Origin of the sequence: Pantoea sp. SS70, from assembly GCF_029866845.1 — a bacterium.
GTDB lineage: Bacteria > Pseudomonadota > Gammaproteobacteria > Enterobacterales > Enterobacteriaceae > Pantoea > Pantoea leporis.
In genome coordinates this window covers 1-17,121 of record NZ_CP117200.1, presented here as the reverse complement: position 1 = coordinate 17,121, position 17,121 = coordinate 1, and the positions used below count along the sequence as shown (strand labels likewise).

20 protein-coding genes and 1 pseudogene are annotated in these 17,121 nt (G+C 53.1%); 7 read left to right on the top strand and 14 right to left on the bottom strand.

Annotated elements, in window-relative coordinates; genetic code table 11:
- Positions 1–4: 4 nt before the first annotated feature.
- Together PO881_RS19680 and ugpC are read left to right on the top strand one after the other, a co-directional pair.
- Positions 5–829, top strand: a complete 825-nt coding sequence (locus PO881_RS19680) for a carbohydrate ABC transporter permease (protein ID WP_280173130.1) — start codon at positions 5–7, stop codon at positions 827–829.
- A 3-nt stretch (positions 830–832) separates the two neighbouring features.
- A complete protein-coding gene (gene ugpC, locus PO881_RS19675; protein ID WP_110866891.1) occupies positions 833–1,900 on the top strand; it encodes a sn-glycerol-3-phosphate ABC transporter ATP-binding protein UgpC in 1,068 nt (355 codons plus the stop codon).
- 41 nt (positions 1,901–1,941) lie between these two features.
- Here the strand turns inward: ugpC and PO881_RS19670 are convergent, their stop codons facing one another.
- Both PO881_RS19670 and PO881_RS19665 read right to left on the bottom strand, forming a co-directional pair.
- Positions 1,942–2,163, bottom strand: coding sequence for a hypothetical protein (locus PO881_RS19670; protein WP_101761506.1), 222 nt, complete (start codon positions 2,161–2,163; stop codon positions 1,942–1,944).
- Positions 2,164–2,417: 254 nt separating this feature from the next.
- A complete protein-coding gene (locus PO881_RS19665; protein WP_158238597.1) occupies positions 2,418–2,594 on the bottom strand; it encodes a hypothetical protein in 177 nt (58 codons plus the stop codon).
- A gap of 398 nt (positions 2,595–2,992) precedes the next feature.
- Here PO881_RS19665 and PO881_RS19660 point away from each other — a divergent pair, with 398 nt between their 5' ends.
- Positions 2,993–3,265 (top strand): hypothetical protein, encoded by a 273-nt coding sequence (locus PO881_RS19660; RefSeq protein ID WP_280173129.1) that lies wholly within the window; start codon positions 2,993–2,995, stop codon positions 3,263–3,265.
- Here the strand turns inward: PO881_RS19660 and PO881_RS19655 are convergent, their stop codons facing one another.
- Both PO881_RS19655 and PO881_RS19650 read right to left on the bottom strand, forming a co-directional pair.
- Complete coding sequence (locus tag PO881_RS19655) at positions 3,266–3,472, bottom strand: hypothetical protein (protein WP_101761503.1); 207 nt, start codon at positions 3,470–3,472, stop codon at positions 3,266–3,268.
- Positions 3,473–3,553: 81 nt separating this feature from the next.
- Positions 3,554–4,036, bottom strand: a complete 483-nt coding sequence (locus PO881_RS19650) for a MarR family transcriptional regulator (protein ID WP_101761502.1) — start codon at positions 4,034–4,036, stop codon at positions 3,554–3,556.
- A gap of 183 nt (positions 4,037–4,219) precedes the next feature.
- Between PO881_RS19650 and PO881_RS19645 the strand changes: the two genes are divergently transcribed.
- Positions 4,220–4,795: a nucleotidyltransferase family protein gene (locus PO881_RS19645; protein WP_280173128.1), complete on the top strand. Its 576-nt coding sequence runs from the start codon at positions 4,220–4,222 to the stop codon at positions 4,793–4,795.
- Here PO881_RS19645 and PO881_RS19640 read toward each other — a convergent pair.
- The 7 genes from PO881_RS19640 to PO881_RS19610 all read right to left on the bottom strand — a co-directional run bounded on the left by PO881_RS19640 (position 4,782) and on the right by PO881_RS19610 (position 12,158).
- Positions 4,782–5,705 (bottom strand): XdhC family protein, encoded by a 924-nt coding sequence (locus tag PO881_RS19640; protein WP_280173127.1) that lies wholly within the window; start codon positions 5,703–5,705, stop codon positions 4,782–4,784. The two genes, PO881_RS19645 and PO881_RS19640, sit on opposite strands and share 14 nt — an antisense overlap.
- A gap of 17 nt (positions 5,706–5,722) precedes the next feature.
- Positions 5,723–7,921 (bottom strand): aldehyde oxidoreductase molybdenum-binding subunit PaoC, encoded by a 2,199-nt coding sequence (gene paoC, locus PO881_RS19635; protein WP_280173126.1) that lies wholly within the window; start codon positions 7,919–7,921, stop codon positions 5,723–5,725.
- Positions 7,922–7,924: 3 nt separating this feature from the next.
- Positions 7,925–8,875, bottom strand: a complete 951-nt coding sequence (locus tag PO881_RS19630; protein WP_280173125.1) for a xanthine dehydrogenase family protein subunit M — start codon at positions 8,873–8,875, stop codon at positions 7,925–7,927.
- Positions 8,872–9,420 carry an aldehyde dehydrogenase iron-sulfur subunit PaoA gene (gene paoA, locus PO881_RS19625; RefSeq protein WP_277974976.1) on the bottom strand — a complete coding sequence of 183 codons (549 nt, stop codon included), beginning with the start codon at positions 9,418–9,420 and terminating at the stop codon, positions 8,872–8,874. Before paoA ends, PO881_RS19630 begins: the two co-directional genes overlap by 4 nt.
- Before the next feature lie 196 nt (positions 9,421–9,616).
- Positions 9,617–10,882 carry a type II toxin-antitoxin system HipA family toxin gene (locus PO881_RS19620; protein WP_280173124.1) on the bottom strand — a complete coding sequence of 422 codons (1,266 nt, stop codon included), beginning with the start codon at positions 10,880–10,882 and terminating at the stop codon, positions 9,617–9,619.
- A complete protein-coding gene (locus tag PO881_RS19615) occupies positions 10,872–11,189 on the bottom strand; it encodes a helix-turn-helix transcriptional regulator (RefSeq protein WP_280173316.1) in 318 nt (105 codons plus the stop codon). Before PO881_RS19615 ends, PO881_RS19620 begins: the two co-directional genes overlap by 11 nt.
- A gap of 51 nt (positions 11,190–11,240) precedes the next feature.
- A complete protein-coding gene (locus PO881_RS19610) occupies positions 11,241–12,158 on the bottom strand; it encodes a LysR family transcriptional regulator (protein ID WP_280173123.1) in 918 nt (305 codons plus the stop codon).
- Between the two features lie 128 nt (positions 12,159–12,286).
- On the opposite strand from PO881_RS19610, the gene PO881_RS19605 reads away from it, so the two are divergent.
- Positions 12,287–12,550 carry a DUF2798 domain-containing protein gene (locus tag PO881_RS19605; RefSeq protein WP_280173122.1) on the top strand — a complete coding sequence of 88 codons (264 nt, stop codon included), beginning with the start codon at positions 12,287–12,289 and terminating at the stop codon, positions 12,548–12,550.
- A gap of 343 nt (positions 12,551–12,893) precedes the next feature.
- Here the strand turns inward: PO881_RS19605 and PO881_RS19600 are convergent, their stop codons facing one another.
- Both PO881_RS19600 and PO881_RS24105 read right to left on the bottom strand, forming a co-directional pair.
- On the bottom strand, positions 12,894–13,337 hold the full coding sequence (locus PO881_RS19600; RefSeq protein WP_280173121.1) for a VOC family protein: 444 nt from the start codon (positions 13,335–13,337) through the stop codon (positions 12,894–12,896).
- 70 nt (positions 13,338–13,407) lie between these two features.
- Positions 13,408–13,911 (bottom strand): annotated as a pseudogene (locus tag PO881_RS24105) (GNAT family N-acetyltransferase).
- 396 nt (positions 13,912–14,307) lie between these two features.
- Here PO881_RS24105 and PO881_RS19585 point away from each other — a divergent pair.
- Entirely contained in the window at positions 14,308–14,913 is a 606-nt protein-coding gene (locus PO881_RS19585) for a LuxR C-terminal-related transcriptional regulator (protein WP_280173118.1), read from the top strand.
- Between the two features lie 150 nt (positions 14,914–15,063).
- Entirely contained in the window at positions 15,064–16,056 is a 993-nt protein-coding gene (locus tag PO881_RS19580; protein ID WP_101761489.1) for a sugar phosphate isomerase/epimerase family protein, read from the top strand.
- A gap of 21 nt (positions 16,057–16,077) precedes the next feature.
- On the opposite strand, the gene PO881_RS19575 is transcribed toward PO881_RS19580, so the two are convergent.
- Positions 16,078–17,082, bottom strand: coding sequence for a LacI family DNA-binding transcriptional regulator (locus tag PO881_RS19575; protein ID WP_110866908.1), 1,005 nt, complete (start codon positions 17,080–17,082; stop codon positions 16,078–16,080).
- Between the last annotated feature and the right edge of the window lie 39 nt (positions 17,083–17,121).

Below are 17,121 nucleotides of genomic sequence, written 5' to 3'. Positions count from 1 at the left end.
GGCGATGCGACTCTTACCGCTGATTGGCCATCGCCTGAGTATTGCGGCGTATCTGCTGTTCGCGCTGTTTCCCCTGTATTGGATCATCAAAATCTCGCTGACGCCGGAGCAACTGTTGTTTAGTCAGGGCGTAAGGTTATTGCCGAGCGGCGTGACCTTTGGTCATTTCAAAAAAGTGCTGACCGACAGTGATTTCCCGACCTTTTTTACCAACAGCCTGATTGTCTCGCTTAGCACCGCGTTTCTTACCACGCTGATTGCCGCTGCGGCCGGCTATGCCTTTTCGCGCTTCCAGTTCCGCGGCAAAGTGCTAATCGCCGGACTGCTGCTGTTCACGCAGATGTTTCCGCTGGTGATGATCATCGCGCCGATTTACAAGGTGATGGCGCCGCTGGGCCTGACCAACAGCTTGCTGGGGCTGATTCTGATCTACACCGCGTTTAACGTGCCGTTTGCCACCTTCCTGATGCAATCCTTCTTTGATGCGATTCCCAAAGATCTGGAGGAGTCGGCGATGCTGGAAGGCTGCACGCGTTTTCAGGCGCTGTATCGCGTGCTGATGCCGCTGACCTTGCCGGGCATGGCGGCCACATTGGGTTTTGTGTTTACCGCAGCGTGGAGCGAGCTGCTGTTCTCGCTGATGCTGATCAACAAAAACGAAGTGATGACCTTCCCAGTTGGGCTGCTCAGCTTCGTGTCGAAGTTTGCCGTTTCCTGGGGCGAGATGATGGCGGCGGTGGTGCTGGCGCTGATCCCGGCCTGTCTGTTCTTCGCCTTTATTCAACGCTATTTGGTTCAGGGACTCACCGCCGGTGCGGTTAAGGGGTAAATCATGGCTGAAATCACGCTCAAACAGATCGACAAGCGCTATGGCAACGTTGAGGTGCTGCGCGATATTAACCTCACCATCAAAGACGGCGAATTCGTGGTACTGGTGGGACCTTCCGGCTGTGGCAAATCGACGCTGCTGCGCACCATCGCCGGACTGGAGCTGGCGACCGGCGGCGATATTCGTATCGGCAACCAGCTGATGAACGATGTGGCACCCAAAGATCGCGATATCTCGATGGTGTTTCAAAGCTACGCGCTCTATCCGCATCTAACGGTGGCGCGCAATATGGGCTTCAGCCTGGAAATCCAGAAGCGTCCGCGTGCGGAAATTGAAGAGAAGGTGAGGCGTGCGGCGGAAATTCTCAGCCTGACGCATTTGCTTGATCGCCGACCCAAAGAGTTATCCGGCGGTCAGCGCCAGCGTGTGGCCATGGGACGCGCCATCGTGCGTCAGCCGCAGGTGTTTCTGTTTGATGAACCGCTGTCGAACCTGGATGCACAGCTGCGCGGTCAGATGCGCGTCGAAATCAAAAAGCTGCATCAGCAGATGAACAACACCATTGTGTACGTGACGCACGATCAGGTTGAAGCCATGACGCTGGCGGATCGTATTGTGGTGCTGAACAACGGTGTGATTCAGCAGGTCGGTACGCCGCTCGAGCTGTATGACACACCGGCGAACAAGTTTGTCGCCAGCTTTATTGGCTCGCCATCAATGAACTTCATCAATGGCATGATGACCGCGCAGGGCGTGCGTATTGGCGATAGCGCACAGCTGCCGTTGAATCAGCATTGGTCGCAGCATCAGGCTGGGCGAGCGGTAATTTACGGTATCCGACCAGAGAATGTGGCGATTGCCGAAGCGGGCGCGATGAATGCGCTGCCGTTAGAAGTGTCGCTGGTGGAGCCGACGGGATTATCCGAGCTGATTCATGGATCGCTGTTGGGGCATGACATCATGCTATTCACCACGCAACGTTCTGGCGCACAGGCGGGGGATATTCTGCCTGTGACCATTGATGCGGATCGCGCGATGCTGTTTGATGCGGATTCGCAAAAACGTTTATAACGCGTGTTACAGCTGCCTGTTTGCACAGGCAGCTCAGGGAATTACTTAGACTGCTGCTGTTTGCTGTCCGCTTCTTTCTGCTTTTTGTTCGCCATATGGTGACCAACCGCACAACCCGCTGCTGCACCCGCAACGCCGTGATGCGCCACGTGGCCCGCCACGCCGCCGACAACCGCTCCTTTGATGCAGCCCTTCGCTTCGACCTGAGAAGTGACCGACAGCAGCACGCCCGCAGTTAATACAATCAGAGAAAATTTACGCACTGGATTTATTCCTTATAAAGTTAATAGCGTGTAAATACACGCTTCCAGTGTAGTAAGTGGAATAAATCCTACCGTTATAAACTGTAAACAAAGATATTTTAGCGTAATACCCTAAAGCGGTTTAGTGAACGCTTTTTAATCGGCTTATTTAACATTATTAATCATTGATAAAAGTCACAGACGAATGGAATGCGCTGGCGAGTGTTTATCAGGTTTGTAGAAGAGAAGCAGCCTCCTTGCTGCCCGCATTATCGTTAACGTTTCAGTCTGGCCCAATCGACAAACTGGCCATCCTTCATCACCGCCGCTTTTTCCGGAAAATAGTGATAGAAAATAACGGTCAATCCATCGCCTTGCATAACACGCGCAGAGTCGGTGGTGGCTATCTCCGCCATCATCTTGCCGTCGCAGGTGACTTCATGATTCTTCACATTAAAAGTGAATTTTCTGAACTGATAGATTTTCAATTTCGCTGCATCCTAACCGATAACAGTAAAGCAAAGTGAGGTGAGAAAAGCAGGGTTTGCGGCTTTCATACTAATTATTTCCCGTGGTGATTTTTCGCCATGAAAACGTACGCGAGGCCACTAAGACTTTTCTTATCTTTAATCAAGTTGGATGAGCTTGTTTTTATCGGGGAATGTCATCGCGCCGAGGCGATCATTTTTTATGCGGCAGGACTTGCTGATAGCGGTGCTGAATTAGATTGGATTTTACAAAACAATTGTTTTCTCTTAACCTGACTGACGCACGTTGATTTTCTCAAGATAACAACGCCATTGGTTAATAACTCTTAAGCTTGAGTAAATATGACTACACAGAGAATTAAATGACCAGCAGTTATGATGAACAGATGAAGGACCGAATGATTGGTGAGGCGCTGCTTGCTCTTTTAGAAGACCAGGTTGCAGTATCCTCTGCGGCGCTGATAGCCAAACTTGAAGAGATGGCGGAAACAGAAGAGGAAAGCTACAGGCGAGTTGCCTGCCAACGCGCACTGGCGGATGTCAGAAATCATAGCGTCAGGACCAACACGCAACGCGACGGACAAGATTTCAGTAGTGAGAAGCATGCTAATATCCCGAATCAGAAAAAGCACTGATTACGATGCTAAACACTTTTCCGCAATCTTACTCATCGCGTTGACATAATCCTGCTTGAGCTGAACGGGCGCGGCTTCTTCTTGCTGCTTCAATAGCGCAGTAATGTGATCAAGTTGCAAAGGTTGATCGGATTTAAGCAGGCATGACACGGCGTGACCAATGACAGCATGAATGTCATCCATATTTTCCGCTTTCTCGTCTGACATCACCTTCTCCTTAATCCCTTTGCTAATTAACATTTTTCAGCTTGCTCCAAAGCATTCATAGGAATGTATTATTTCGCGCCCTCAGGGCAGGGCATTGATCAGTTTCTGGCGCAGCGTGGTAACACGTGCAGTGAGATCGGCCAGTTCTTCATAAGGCGTATCCATCACTGACACCATGTCAGCCGGAACGCCGGCCGCCGCGATCTTTAATTCTTGTCCCTGCTCAGTGACGGAGATCAACACTCTGCGCTCATCGCCACCGACATCGCGTTTTCTACTGATAATGCCAGCCTGCTCCAGTCGTTTTAAAAGCTGGCTGAGCGTGCCTGAATCCAGCTGCACGCGCGCGCCCAATTCTGAAACGGTGACATGGTCTTTTTCCCACAGCGCCAGCAGCACCAGATATTGCGGATAGGTCAAACCCAGTGGTTTCAGTCGCGACTGATAAAGTTTGGTCATCGCAAGGGACGCGGAATAGAGCGCGAAGCAGAGAAACTGGTCGACAGTCACCGGCGCTTCACTCTCAGGACCTACACAGCAAACTTCATCGTTTAACTCTTTCATATCACCACTATTTTTAAGGCAGAGTTGCAGTCATTGAGACTGAAAAACGTGAATATATTGACATAAATTAGATTGAAGTCAATCTAATTTGGATTGGCTATTTTTTGTTAATATCTATTATAAATCATAGGATTAGCTATAATTTTATTAACAATCGATGGTAACGCAAGGTTTAAAACTTCTATGGATTCAGCAACGCCGGGCATTCTCATCCTCGCGGCAGGTAAAGGTTCGCGTTATATCGCCAGCGGCGGCAGCGGCAATAAGTTGCTGGCCAGCATAAAAGACGATGCGCCGACGGTAATTGAAACGGTGATTGAACAGGCAAAGCTGAGTGGCTTGCCGGTGGCGCTGGTGACGCGTCCCGACTATCTGGCGGTGCGTCAGCATGCTAAAAAGGCGGGCGTGCAGCTTGTGCTGTGTGAAAGTGGCGGCAGCGGCGAATCCATTGCAGCGGGTGTGGCGATGACCGCTCACTGGAACGGATGGATCATTACGCTGGGAGATATGCCGTGGCTAACGGTGGATCATTATCGGCAAGTAAAAGAGGCGTTAGAAAAGGGCGCGGCGCAGGTGCGTCTTACCTATAAAGGCAAACCCGGCCATCCGGTCGGGTTTGCTGGATGCTACGCTGAGGCGTTACGCAATTTGCAGGGCGATGAAGGTGCCAGAGCGCTGCTGGACCCGCGCTTACTGGTCACCCTTGAAGCGGACGCTGCTGTACAGCGCGATCTCGATGTGGTGGCTAAACCACGTTGAGCCGAGCCGCCGCGACATCCGCGACAATTGATAGCGCTAGTGTGCGCGCATCGCGCGCCTGGGCAAAGATGCCAATCGGCGCTTTGATGCGCGCAATCTCTTCCTCACTAAACCCTAGCGACAGCAGTTTCTTAACGCGCGTTGCATGCGTGCGCCGACTTCCCAATGCTCCGATATAGAAGGGTGCAGAACGCAGCGCTGACAGAAGCACTGGGAGTTCGCGATCGAGATCGTGATACAGCAAAATCACCGCCGTAAAGGGATCAACGGCCTGCGCCTGCACATCCTCGCCAGAAAGCACCTCGTAACCAGCGGCCTGCGCAATCGACGCCGTCGCCAACGCTTCGACTGAACGTCCATATACCGCCACGCGTGTTTTTGGCAGATAGCCGGTGATAAAGGCATCCTCCTGCCAGCCGGTTATCTCAGTGCAAGCAGCGCTCGCCAGCCGCTGAAACGTCGGCAGATAGCGCAGCGCTGCGGGTTGACGCGTTGCCAGCAAATCCAGCACGTTTCTCAGCGGTTGCGCGTCACGTAGCTGATGGAAAGCCAGCGTGATGCCGCCGCCACAGGGCAGCACAATATCCAGATAAGGCGATCCTTCGCCATATCTCACAAAGCGATCTTTACCAGTGGCGATGACTTGCAACGCTTCATAAGCCGCCGCCGCTTCCACGCAGCCGCCGGAAACATAGCCGCAATAGCGGCCATCTTCCCGCACCACCATCTGCGCACCCAATGCCCGCGCCGCGCCACCGCGAATCTCAACCAGCGTGACCAGCACGGCAGCGGAATCTGCCTCCATTGCTTCAAGCGCGAAGCGCAGGATGCTTTCACTGTCATCGGTCTGTAAAGCCTGCTGCGGCTTGATCTGCGGATGCAGATCGTCATCAATCAGTAGCTGCTGCAATGCGCTTCTCCTCAGCTTTAGACAAGGGCAGGCAAGCCTTTAAGTAACTTATCCAGCGTCACCGGATAGTCGCGTACGCGTACGCCGGTGGCGTTGTAAATGGCATTGACGATTGCCGCGCTGACGCCGCACAAACCCAGTTCACCTACGCCCTTTGCTTTCATCGGTGAGGAGATGGGATCGGTGTCATCAAGGAAAATCACCTCCTGCTGCGGGATATCGGCGTGAACCGGCACTTCGTAGCCCGCCATATCGTGGTTAACGAAATAACCGAGGCGTTCATCGACGAACAGCTCCTCCATCAACGCGCCGCCAAGTCCCATCGTCATGGCACCAATCACCTGACTGCGCGCCGTTTTGGGATTGAGAATGCGTCCGGCGGCACAAACCGCCAGCATGCGCCGCACGCGCACTTCACCGGTAGCGACGTCCACGCCGACTTCAATGAAGTGTCCGGCGAAAGTGGATTGCTGATATTGCTCGTCAAGATCGCCAAACTCGATGGTGTCTTCCACGGTGATGGTGGCTTCAGCGGCGGCCTGGGCGAGCGGCGCGCTCTGGTTTCCGTCATGCACCTGACCGTCGCTGAAAGTAGCGCGTTGCGCATCAAAGCCCAGTTTGCTGGCGACCGCTTCACGCAATTTCACGCAGGCGGCGTAAACGCCGGATGTTGAGGTGTTCGCGCCCCATTGGCCGCCGGAACCGGCAGAAACCGGGAAGTCTGAATCGCCTAAACGAACCGCCACACGCTCAATCGGCACGCCCATCATCTCCGCCGCCGTTTGCGCGAGGATGGTGTAGCTGCCGGTACCGATGTCGGTCATGTCGGTTTCAACGGTGATGATGCCTTTATTGTCGAGATGCACACGCGCACCGGAAGGCGCCACCATGTTGTTACGAAAACCGGCCGCAACCCCCATGCCGACCAGCCAGCGTCCCTCTTTGACCATTGCCGGTTTGGCGTTGCGTCGTGACCAGCCAAAGCGCTCGGCGCCGGTATTCAGGCACTCAACCAGCTGGCGGCGTGAGAAAGGGCGCTCGGGTTTGGCCGGATCGACCTGCGTATCATTGAGGATGCGGAAGGCGATCGGATCAATGCCCACTTTTTCCGCTATTTCATCAATGGCAATTTCTAGCGCCATGAGTCCAGGCGCTTCACCCGGTGCGCGCATAGCGTTACCTTCGGGCAGATCCAGCGTCGCCAGTCGTAATCCGGTAAAGCGGTTAGCACCGGCGTAAAGCAGTTCCGTTTGCTGCACGGCGGTTTCAGGTGTGCCTCCCGGCAGGTTCCCCGACCAGCTTTCATGCGCGATGGCCTGAATCTTGCCGGCTTTATCGGTGCCAATGCGAATGTGCTGAATGGTGGCCGGTCGATGTGTGGTGTTATTGGCGATTAATGGCCGAGGCAGCATCACTTTGACCGGACGCTTTACCGCGCGCGCACCCAACGCCGCTAATACCGCATCGCTGCGCAGGAACAGCTTGCCGCCAAAGCCGCCGCCAATATAAGGCGACACGATGCGGATCTTCTCCATCGGCATGTTGAGCGTGGCGGCCAGATCGGTGCGGCACCAGTCGATCATCTGATTCGAGGTCCAAACGGTGAGTTTATCGCCTTGCCATGTCGCCATCGAGGCGTGCGGTTCCATCGCGGTGTGGCTTTGGTCCGGCGTGGTGTAGTGCGCATCCAGCTTGACGTCAGCTGCAGCAAACGCACCGGCGAAATCACCCACGGACTTATCTGGCGTATCTTCGGGCGCGGAGGTAACGCCCGGCTTTTGCTGCGCGAGATCATAAGCGCCGCGCTCACGCTGATAATCCACCTTCACTAAACTGGCCGCAGCACGCGCCTGCTCAAACGTCTCCGCCACGACCAGTGCGACGGCCTGGTGATAGTGTTCGATGGTGTCGCCGGCCAACAGGCGAGCGGTATTTTTATCGCCTTTGCCCAGTTTTCCCGCGTTGTTAGCCGTCACCACCGCTAACACGCCCGGCGCATTTTGCGCTGCCTGCACATCAATGGCGGTGATTTTTCCTTTGGCGATCGGCGCGCCGACCACATAGCCGTACGCTGCATCGGGCGCTTCGTGATGCCATTCGTACGCGTAATGCGCCAGGCCGGAGGTTTTCAGCGGTCCGTCGATACGATTGAGTGGCTGACCAACTACCTTGAGCTGATCAATTGGGTTATTGCCTGCGGATTTTTCGAATTTCATCAGTTATCCCCTCGCTTCTGCCAATACGGAAGCGAGCGTTCGCTGCGCCAGAATGATCTTGAACTCGTTTTCAGCGGTAGGTTGCGCCGTGGCGAACAGCCGATCGCTCACTGCCTGCGCGCCCTGAATCAGCGCATTGTCCGCCTCTGCCAACCGCCACGGCTGATGTGCCACGCCACCGAGCGCCACGCGACCGGATTTATCCGGCTGAATGATGGCGGCAACAGAGACCAGCGCAAAAGCGTAAGACGCGCGGTCGCGCACCTTGCGGTAAATGTGCGTGCCGCCCAGCGGAGCCGGCAGTGAAACGGCCACAATCAGCTCGCCAGGAGTGAGCACGGTTTCCAGATGCGGCGTATTGCCAGGCGCACGATAGAATTCAGCAATCGGGATTTTGCGCTCACGGCCATCCGGGCTGACCGTTTCGATAACCGCATCCAGCAAACGCATCGCCACCGCCATATCGCTCGGATGGGTGGCGATACAGTCCTGGCTGGTTCCGACCACCGCATGCTGGCGACTGAAGCCATCCAGCGCCGCGCAGCCGCTACCGGGTAAACGTTTGTTGCACGGTTGGTTGGTGTCATAGAAGTAGGGGCAACGCGTGCGCTGCAGCAGATTCCCTGCGGTGGTCGCCTGATTACGTAACTGGCCGGAAGCGCCAGCCACTAACGCGCGCGACAGCACGCCATAATCGCGGCTAATACGCGCATCGGCCGCCAGATCGGTGTTACGCACCAACGCGCCGATGCGTAATCCGCCATCGGCTGTGGCCTCGATTTTGTCCAGCTCAAGACCATTCACATCAATAAGATGCGCGGGCGTCTCAATCTCCAGCTTCATCAGATCGAGCAGATTGGTGCCGCCGGCGATGAATTTGGCATTAGTATGTTGCTGAGCGCTGGTAGCGGCTTCAGCCGGGGTTTTGACCCGCTGGTAAGTGAAGGCTTTCATGATTCCAGGCCCTCCGCGTACTCTTCAATCGCCGCAAGAATGTTGGAATAGGCACCGCAGCGGCAGATATTGCCACTCATGCGCTCACGGATTTCATCCGCAGTCACGTTGGGCGCGGAAACCAGATCGTGGGTGACGTGGCTGGGAATGCCCGCTTTGATCTCTTCCAGCACCGCCATAGATGAACATATTTGCCCAGGCGTGCAGTAGCCGCACTGGTAACCATCATGTTTGATGAACGCCGCCTGCAAGGGATGCAGCTCATTCGGATTTCCCAAACCTTCAATGGTGGTGATTTCTGCATCCTGCTGCATCACCGCTAAGGTCAGGCACGCGTTGATGCGACGTCCGTTGACCATCACCGTACAGGCACCACATTGGCCGTGATCGCAGCCTTTTTTGGTGCCGGTCAAATGCAGGTGTTCACGCAATGCATCCAGCAGCGTGGTGCGGGTATCAACGTTTAATTGCTGCTGTATACCGTTGACTTTGAAGCTGATCGGCACCATTGACGGCACAGGTGTTGTTAAGTGTTGGCTGCTCATGCCAAACCTCCAGTAAAAGGGTTAAATGTTGGGGTACAACTTATTTTTGTATGGTTTTAGAAGGGTAAGCATAGTCGGCATCTGCGAAAGCATTATCCGTAATCACTAAATGGGTTTATGAGCGGGAGTAATAAAAGCAGGTTAGGGCGCTGAATGGCCCGAGAAAACGGCGCTTTTCCGGGGCCGCAGCGGCTATCTATTTCGCCAGGTTTTTGATGTTTTCGTCAATGCGCGCCTGGAGAAAGCGCAGCGTTTCCGCAGTGATTTGCTCTGGGAACATATCGGCCGCTTTGCGGGCAAAGCCAGTTGCAACCGAACAGTAATTATCGATGATATCGCCTGCCTGCGCTGGCGTGAGTTCAGTTTCCTGTTGCCCGAGCGCTAACAGGTGAGCGCGTTTAATATCCAGCGCTTCACCCATCACATCCATCTGATGATAGCCACCCGGACCTTCGCAATAGGTGACGTCATAGGCCGGTGCCAATTGCCATTGACCGCTGGCTGACATGATCCAGGCGAAGTTTTTAGGGTGATCGTCTCGATTATTGAAAACGACGTTAAACACCACTCTTTCAAATGCGCGCGCCTTTTCCCTGACATCATTGGTGCAGAGTTGGGTGGCGCGCAGAAAATTGGTGCAATCCAGTGCACCGGGTGATTGGTAGTTTGCGCCGGTAAACGCTGCCAGACTCTGCATGGGAATGCGCAGCCCGTTTTGGCGGTCAAAACGTCGCGAAGCGAAAGCCGCCTGACCGTTGGGCAAGGCAAAATAAGCGGTATCTGGCGTGCTGATGTTGCAATCACGCAGACACTGCGCATACGCAGCTTCAATGGCACACACCTCAGGATGTTCCTGCCGCGCCGGAAACTTTACCAGCCAGGCTTCTAACTCTGCTGATGCTGCTGTGGTGAAGCCACCGCTGGCGGGATCGCGATAGAGCAGGGCTTTAGGTCTTGCACCTTGCGGTGAGCCGCCCATCTGCAGCAATCGTTGCAGAAATTCTCCGCCTTCGCCGTCCAGCACCTGCTGGACTTCGGCCGAGAGTTGGTCCAGCGCGATGTTATCAGGGCGTTCATCTGCTTCAGGTTGTGACGGTTTAAATGACATCGCACCCATCGCGTTGTTGCCTACATAGGTTAACCGTTCTAACGGGCCGATGCGTGCGGCGTTAAGCCCGTGCTGGCGGAACAGTCGATCCATCAGCAACATACCCCAGCCATCGGGTAACGCATCATAGACCGGGCCGGGTAAACCCAATTGATGAGCAGGGAAATCTCTGCGCAACCGGGGACCTTTCAGAGGTAAAGTAAATGAGGCGAGTTCCAGACCGCGCCGCGCCGCCGCTTCGCTGTACTCAAACATAATCACCGGACGGCCGGTTAGGGCGGTCGATGAGGCCAGCGTGCCCCAATGAAAGCGCTCACCCCAGCCGTCGTACCAGACATCGACTTTACTCACCATCAACATTGCTCCTTTTCACCCGCTTGCGGCTGGCGTTCTTTTCGTAGCGAAGCAGGTCATCGAGACTATCGATTTGAGGGGCAAACAGCGCTTCCAGCTCGTTAACCCGACCGAGCACCATCGCCACTTTCACCAAATTTTCAAAGCCGACGTTACGACCCGCTTCCAGATTGGAAACCGTATTTACGCCAATTCCCGCTCTGGCCGCGACATCCGCCTGCGTCATCCGCTGTGCCAGACGCTCTTTACGTAAGCGCCCACATAACAGCTTGACGATTTCTTCAGGTTTCCTGAGAGTTAAATCCAGCATATTGTGGCTTATTATCCAAAAATGACTTTAACACCCAATATTATAGAGTTAATCAACGCAATCGGCGAGTTGTTGTTCCAGAAAGGCAATAAACGCTCTTACCTTTGCATTCAGCGCCGAACGCTCGTTGACGCAGGCATAAATATTCATCGGTGAAGCCACTACGTCGCTTTTCTCACCTTGATCTGAGTGGAATAAAGGTATTAGTTGACCACTCTCGAGCAACGGCTGAGCAATAAAACTCGCCAGCCGGGCAATTCCACCGCCGTTTTCGGCAATTTTCGCGATGATATCAATATCATCGCTGATGAATTCTGGGTTGAGTTTTGCATTCACCGGCTGGCCATTGACCATAAACGTCCACGGAAGAAAGCGTCCGTCGGTTGGATAGCGGAAAACCAAACAGGCGTGCTGGCTCAGATTTTCAGGCGTTTTAGGGATGCCCGCACGCGCCAGATAAGAGGGTGCCGCGCAGAAGATAAAGGGTAATGAGGCAATTTTGCGGGCGATCAATTGATCGTTCAGTTGCGCCTCAATACGAATACTGACGTCAACGCCTTCCAGGCGGTGGTCAACATTGCGATCGGTACTGATCAGTTCGATATCAATATCGGGGTAAGTTTGTTTAAAGGCAGGCATCAGTGGAGCGAGAACGTGTCTGCCAAAGGCCGCCGTGGTGGCGATGCAAAGCGAACCCTGCGGTTTGGTTTCAATCGCAGCGGCCTGCGAGGCAAGGTCAATATCATGGGGAATGTGTCGGACTTTTTCGAAATAGCGTTTACCGCTTTCGGTTAACGTCATGCTGCGGGTAGTGCGTGAAAGCAGCCGCACACCCAAATGTGTCTCCAGACGCGCGACACTTTGGCTTACCGCTGCTGGACTCATTCCTTTCGCCCGCGCGGCGGCGGCAATGCTGCCGTTCTCAACTACGCTAATAAAAGTGTTGATCAACCCCAGTAAATCCATAGATCCCTCAATGCGTGATTCGTTACTTTTACTTAATAATGATTAAAGCAGAAGCGTTCTACTCGCATCCTGATTAACTTGATAGGTTAGCGGCTGTTTTGCTTAAACTTACTGAAAAGGATCACGCTATGACAACAGCAACCGAGAAAAGTAGTGCTCGTCTACGCCTGCCAAAGCACGTTTCACCTTACATCTTCGCGCTGTATATGGCGACTATCATGGCGTTTCTGATGAGCCTGTTCATTACCTTCGCCGAATTTGGCATCGGGCCGCATTATATGGAAAATGTGATGAATGCATATCAAGTTGCGATGCCCGCTGCTTTTGTTTGCATACTGGTAGTGCGCCCGATTGTGGTTCGGTTGGTGGGGTTGACAGTGCATGGTCATTGAGTCGTTTGATGCTCCTCGCATCAGTTTTATTGGGGGCTTCCAACTCTGCTCTGTAAAAAATCGATGAACGCTCGTACTTTTTCAGGTACATGGCGGGTATTGGGATAAAGGGCAAAACGCGCGTGGCCATCATGTAATCAAAGGCCGATTCACTCTGGCAGAAGCGCAGGTGCATCAGACGACCGGTCGCGTCATCGATGTAAACCAGCAGGTGACATTATCAAATAGCACCCACAACCTAAGTGCGCATAATCATGATTATGTTAAATGAGGTGTCTCATCACGCACTCTAGCCACGTCTAAACCCGATATCAACCGTCACCCTTTCAAGTGACGTTTAACGTTAAACACCCCCGTTAAGGCGGCTGGTAATAATCTCAAGGCCAATCTGTTGGCCATATGAAAGTTCAAGCGTGTTGCCATCGGGATCGGCGAAGAATGCCCAATAACCGACGGGAGCGGCTGATTGTTGCGCTTGGCGGCGTAACACACCTTCGCATTCAGCCTGAGCAACCCTGGCATCAATCTCTTCTTTACTGTCACACGCAACGCCTAAATGACCAAACGGACCCAGAGGCGTATCCACTGTGGTTTGAGATTGCACCAACACCAACGCAAATGGACGCGTTAAATCAGAAAGCCATGCGACTTTTTGCGCTTCTGCAATGCCTGGTGCCCGCTCATGGATCACCTGCATCCCTGCGTAACGTTGATAGAAATCGATGCTGCGTTCTATATCTCTCACTTGCAGTGCTATGTGGCTAAAACCAATATCGTGCTCTTTCATATTCCAATCCTGTAAAATAAGAAGAATTGGAATATGACATAAAATGTTGATAGCACTTGTTCACGAATGCCTAAAGATGAAGCTCATACACCACGCAAGGCACATCGTAGTGTTGCTCAATCGCTTTGTAGGTCATGCCAAGCCGCTGCATCACCTTTTGCGAAGCGGCATTCTCAGGATCGGCCACCGCAACCAAATATTTAACGCCAACCTTTTCTACCGCAAACTTAACTATCGCCTGTGCGGCTTCGGTGGCAAAACCTTTGCCGTGATAATTGGCATTGAGACGCCAGCCAATTTCCAATGGCGCACCATCCTGATTGGCTAAATGCTGCAGACAGCAAGCACCGACGATTTCGCCAGACTCTTTTTCACGCATCGCCCACTAGGAAAAACCATATTGCTGCCAGCGCGATTGAACGCGTTCGATACTCGTCAGGGTTTCTTCTGGCGTTTTAACTACGCCATTGCTGATGTAACGCATAATTTCCGGATCGCTTTCCATCGCTCGCAGTCCGCCAAAATGCGCCAGCTCAAAGGGTTCCAGCCGCAGTCGGGTTGTTTCTAATTCCATCATTCCTCCACTTTATGAAGAGCCTACACCAGCATCGTCGCATACGGTGACGCTTCAGAAATATCCAGCTGCTGCGCCAGTTAACTATGTCGGCTATTTTCCTCAACAGCAAATGAAACGCGCCAGGCTGATACACCACTCGCTGCCTTTCCTGGCTGTGCATCGCTTCATGTTCTTATTTTTGTTGCACATTTTTTCCAGCGGCAAGCCCGATGCAAGGCTAACACCCAACGCGGCCATACGTTCACCCAGCGGTTATATCTCAACAACACTGACATGCGTTTAAATCTGTAATCGCGAATTTGGGAAATTTCGTACAAACCTCCCTTCCCCAGTCCGATATTCATAGCACCGGGATCGCGCTTTAATGCCAGCATAATAAAGATGGGGATAACTATGTTGTCATTAACGCTGATAGACAATAACAAATGGATTACTGAAGGGATTTCGCGTTATTTTTCCGGGAAATTTATTCATGTAAAAAATATAGATAGTGACGATATTGACTCAGCGCTGAGTAAGATCGCCGGAACGGATTTGCTCATCAGTGAATTAACCGCTTATGGCCGCGATGTGCAATTCTTTACCGAATTATTGCTGACAGTCCAACGGACTTCGCCAGACACGCGGATTATCGTGCTAACCGATTTGCATGAGAAAGCGGTCATAAGCTATGTGGTCAGTTTGCTGCCAGGTGTTACTTTTCTCTCTAAAAAGTGCAGTCTGAAAGCGCTTTCTGATGCTGTATTAGGTTTACCGTTGGCTACAGAATTTGAGGCGTATGTTCGCCGCACCAAGCAAACCCTTTCAGCGCGGGAGTTCGGCTTATTGCGCATGCTGGGGCAAACCAGCAATCTCACCGATATTGGCTACAAACTGCATCTCAGTTGCAAAACCATCAGCCATCATCGGCAGAGTATTATTCGCAAGCTCAACTGCGCCAACAATAAAGAGTTATTCAGCCGGTTAAGCCGGATGGGATATCACAGCAAACAGGTTTGAACAAAGGGGCATGGCATCGAATATTGTGTGATTACGGTTGCATTTCCGTCAATGATTGCTGGTTAACTGCGCACGCCGAGGCGCAGAATGGAATATATAACCATATATGAATATATATTCAATGACGCAATCATCTGAGGAGAAGGTCAAATGAGTTCCTACACGTATCCGAAATTCGGTGCCGGATTGTGGCACTTCGCCAACTATATCGATCGCTACGCCGTAGATGGTTACGGGCCAGCGCTTAGTACCCTCGATCAGATTAAACTCGCTGGCAGCGTCGAGGACCTATCCTATGTTGATGTGCCCTATCCCTTCACCGAAGGCGTAACCGTAGCGCAGGTTAAACAAGCGCTCGCCGATGCCGGATTGAAAGCCATTGGCGTGACGCCAGAAATCTATCTGCGCCGCTTTTCACGCGGTGCTTTCACCAATCCCGACGCCGCCATTCGCCAACAGGCGTTTGATTTAATGCACGAAGCCGCCACCGTAGTGCGTGAGCTGGGGGCTAACTACGTGAAAGTCTGGCCGGGTCAGGATGGCTGGGATTATCCGTTCCAGGTCGATCATAAAAACCTGTGGAAGATGGCCGTAGAGGGTATGCGCGAACTGGCGAGCGCCAATCCAGACGTCAAATTTGCTATCGAGTACAAACCGCGCGAACCACGCGTGAAAATGACCTGGGATTCAGCTGCGCGTACGCTGCTTGGCATTGAGGATATTGGACTGGATAACGTTGGCGTGCTGCTCGATTTTGGTCATGCACTGTTTGCCGGTGAATCCCCAGCGGATTCCGCCCAGCTGATTATCGATCGTGGTCGTCTGTTTGGTATGGACGTCAACGACAACCTGCGCGGCTGGGATGACGATTTGGTGGTCGGTACCGTGCACATGACCGAGATTTTTGAGTTCTTCTATGTTCTGAAGATCAATAACTGGGACGGCGTGTGGCAGCTTGATCAATTCCCGTTCCGTGAAGATCATGTTGAAGCCGCCAATCTGTCGATTCGCTTCCTCAAACATATCTATCGCGCGCTGGATAAGCTGGATATCGCCGCGTTGCAGGAAGCGCAGCGTGAGCAAAACCCGCTGAAAGCGCAAAGAATTATTCAAAATGCGTTACTGACCAGCATAGAACAGTGATTTTACGTCGTGGGTCGTCATTTATGGCGACCTCAAATGCGAACGCCGTACTCGCATTTCACCCCGCCGCCAATGCTCATCCGCACTCTCGCGACCATCAATCAATCGGTTTAACGCTTCGGCGATCAGCAGATCAATACGTTGGCTAAAGGTGGTGAGTTGGCAGCCTGGCGCGCTGGCTTCTTCAATATCATCGAATCCCACCACCGCAATCCTTGGCCTGGTCGGGGCGGCGCGCATCGCTTCCATCGCGCCGAGCGCCAGTACATCGTTTTCACAGAACAGCGCATCAATTGCGGGCGCATCCGGCTGATGCAGATAATCGCTCATCGCTTGCCAGCTGCGTGCACGATCGTAGCTGCCGGCTTTAAGCAGCACATCAATCTGACAGCCCGCTTGTTGCAGCGTCGCTTCAAATCCCTCTTTGCGCAGCAGATGTGACGTTGGTGTATCCGGACCTTGCATAAAACCAAACCGTTGCGCGCCCTGCGCCAGCAACAGCTCGGCGATTTGCTTGCCGGCGGCATAACCATCAATCGCCACCACATCGATGCCCTGCGCATGCGTATTGCGGCACAGCTGCACCAGCGGAATGTTGTACATATCCTCCACCAGCGTAATCAGCTGCGCCGATAACACCGTACCGAGAAACAAAATGCCGTCGATCTGCAATTGATCCGCCTGCGTCATTACCGATCGATACGGCTCGCCGTCGGTGATGTTGAGGATCAACGCCATATAGCCGCGACGTTGTAGCTGCTGCGTAGCTTCATTGAGAATCATCAGCGTATGCGGATTTTTCAGCTCGTCGATCACCACGCCAATAATATGCGTCTTCTTTTTTACCAGACTACGCGCCAGCAAATTTGGCCGATATCCCAGCTCTTTAGCGATGCGCATCACCTTCTCGCGCGCCTTCTCAGAGATTGAAGCGCCGGGCATAAACGCGCGCGATACCGTCCATTTCGATACGCCGGCAAGAAGCGCCACATCGCTGGCCGTGGCTTTTTTCACTGTTCTCGTCATCGCCTCCCTTCCGCAAATTAGCTGGCAAAAAGTGAGCAT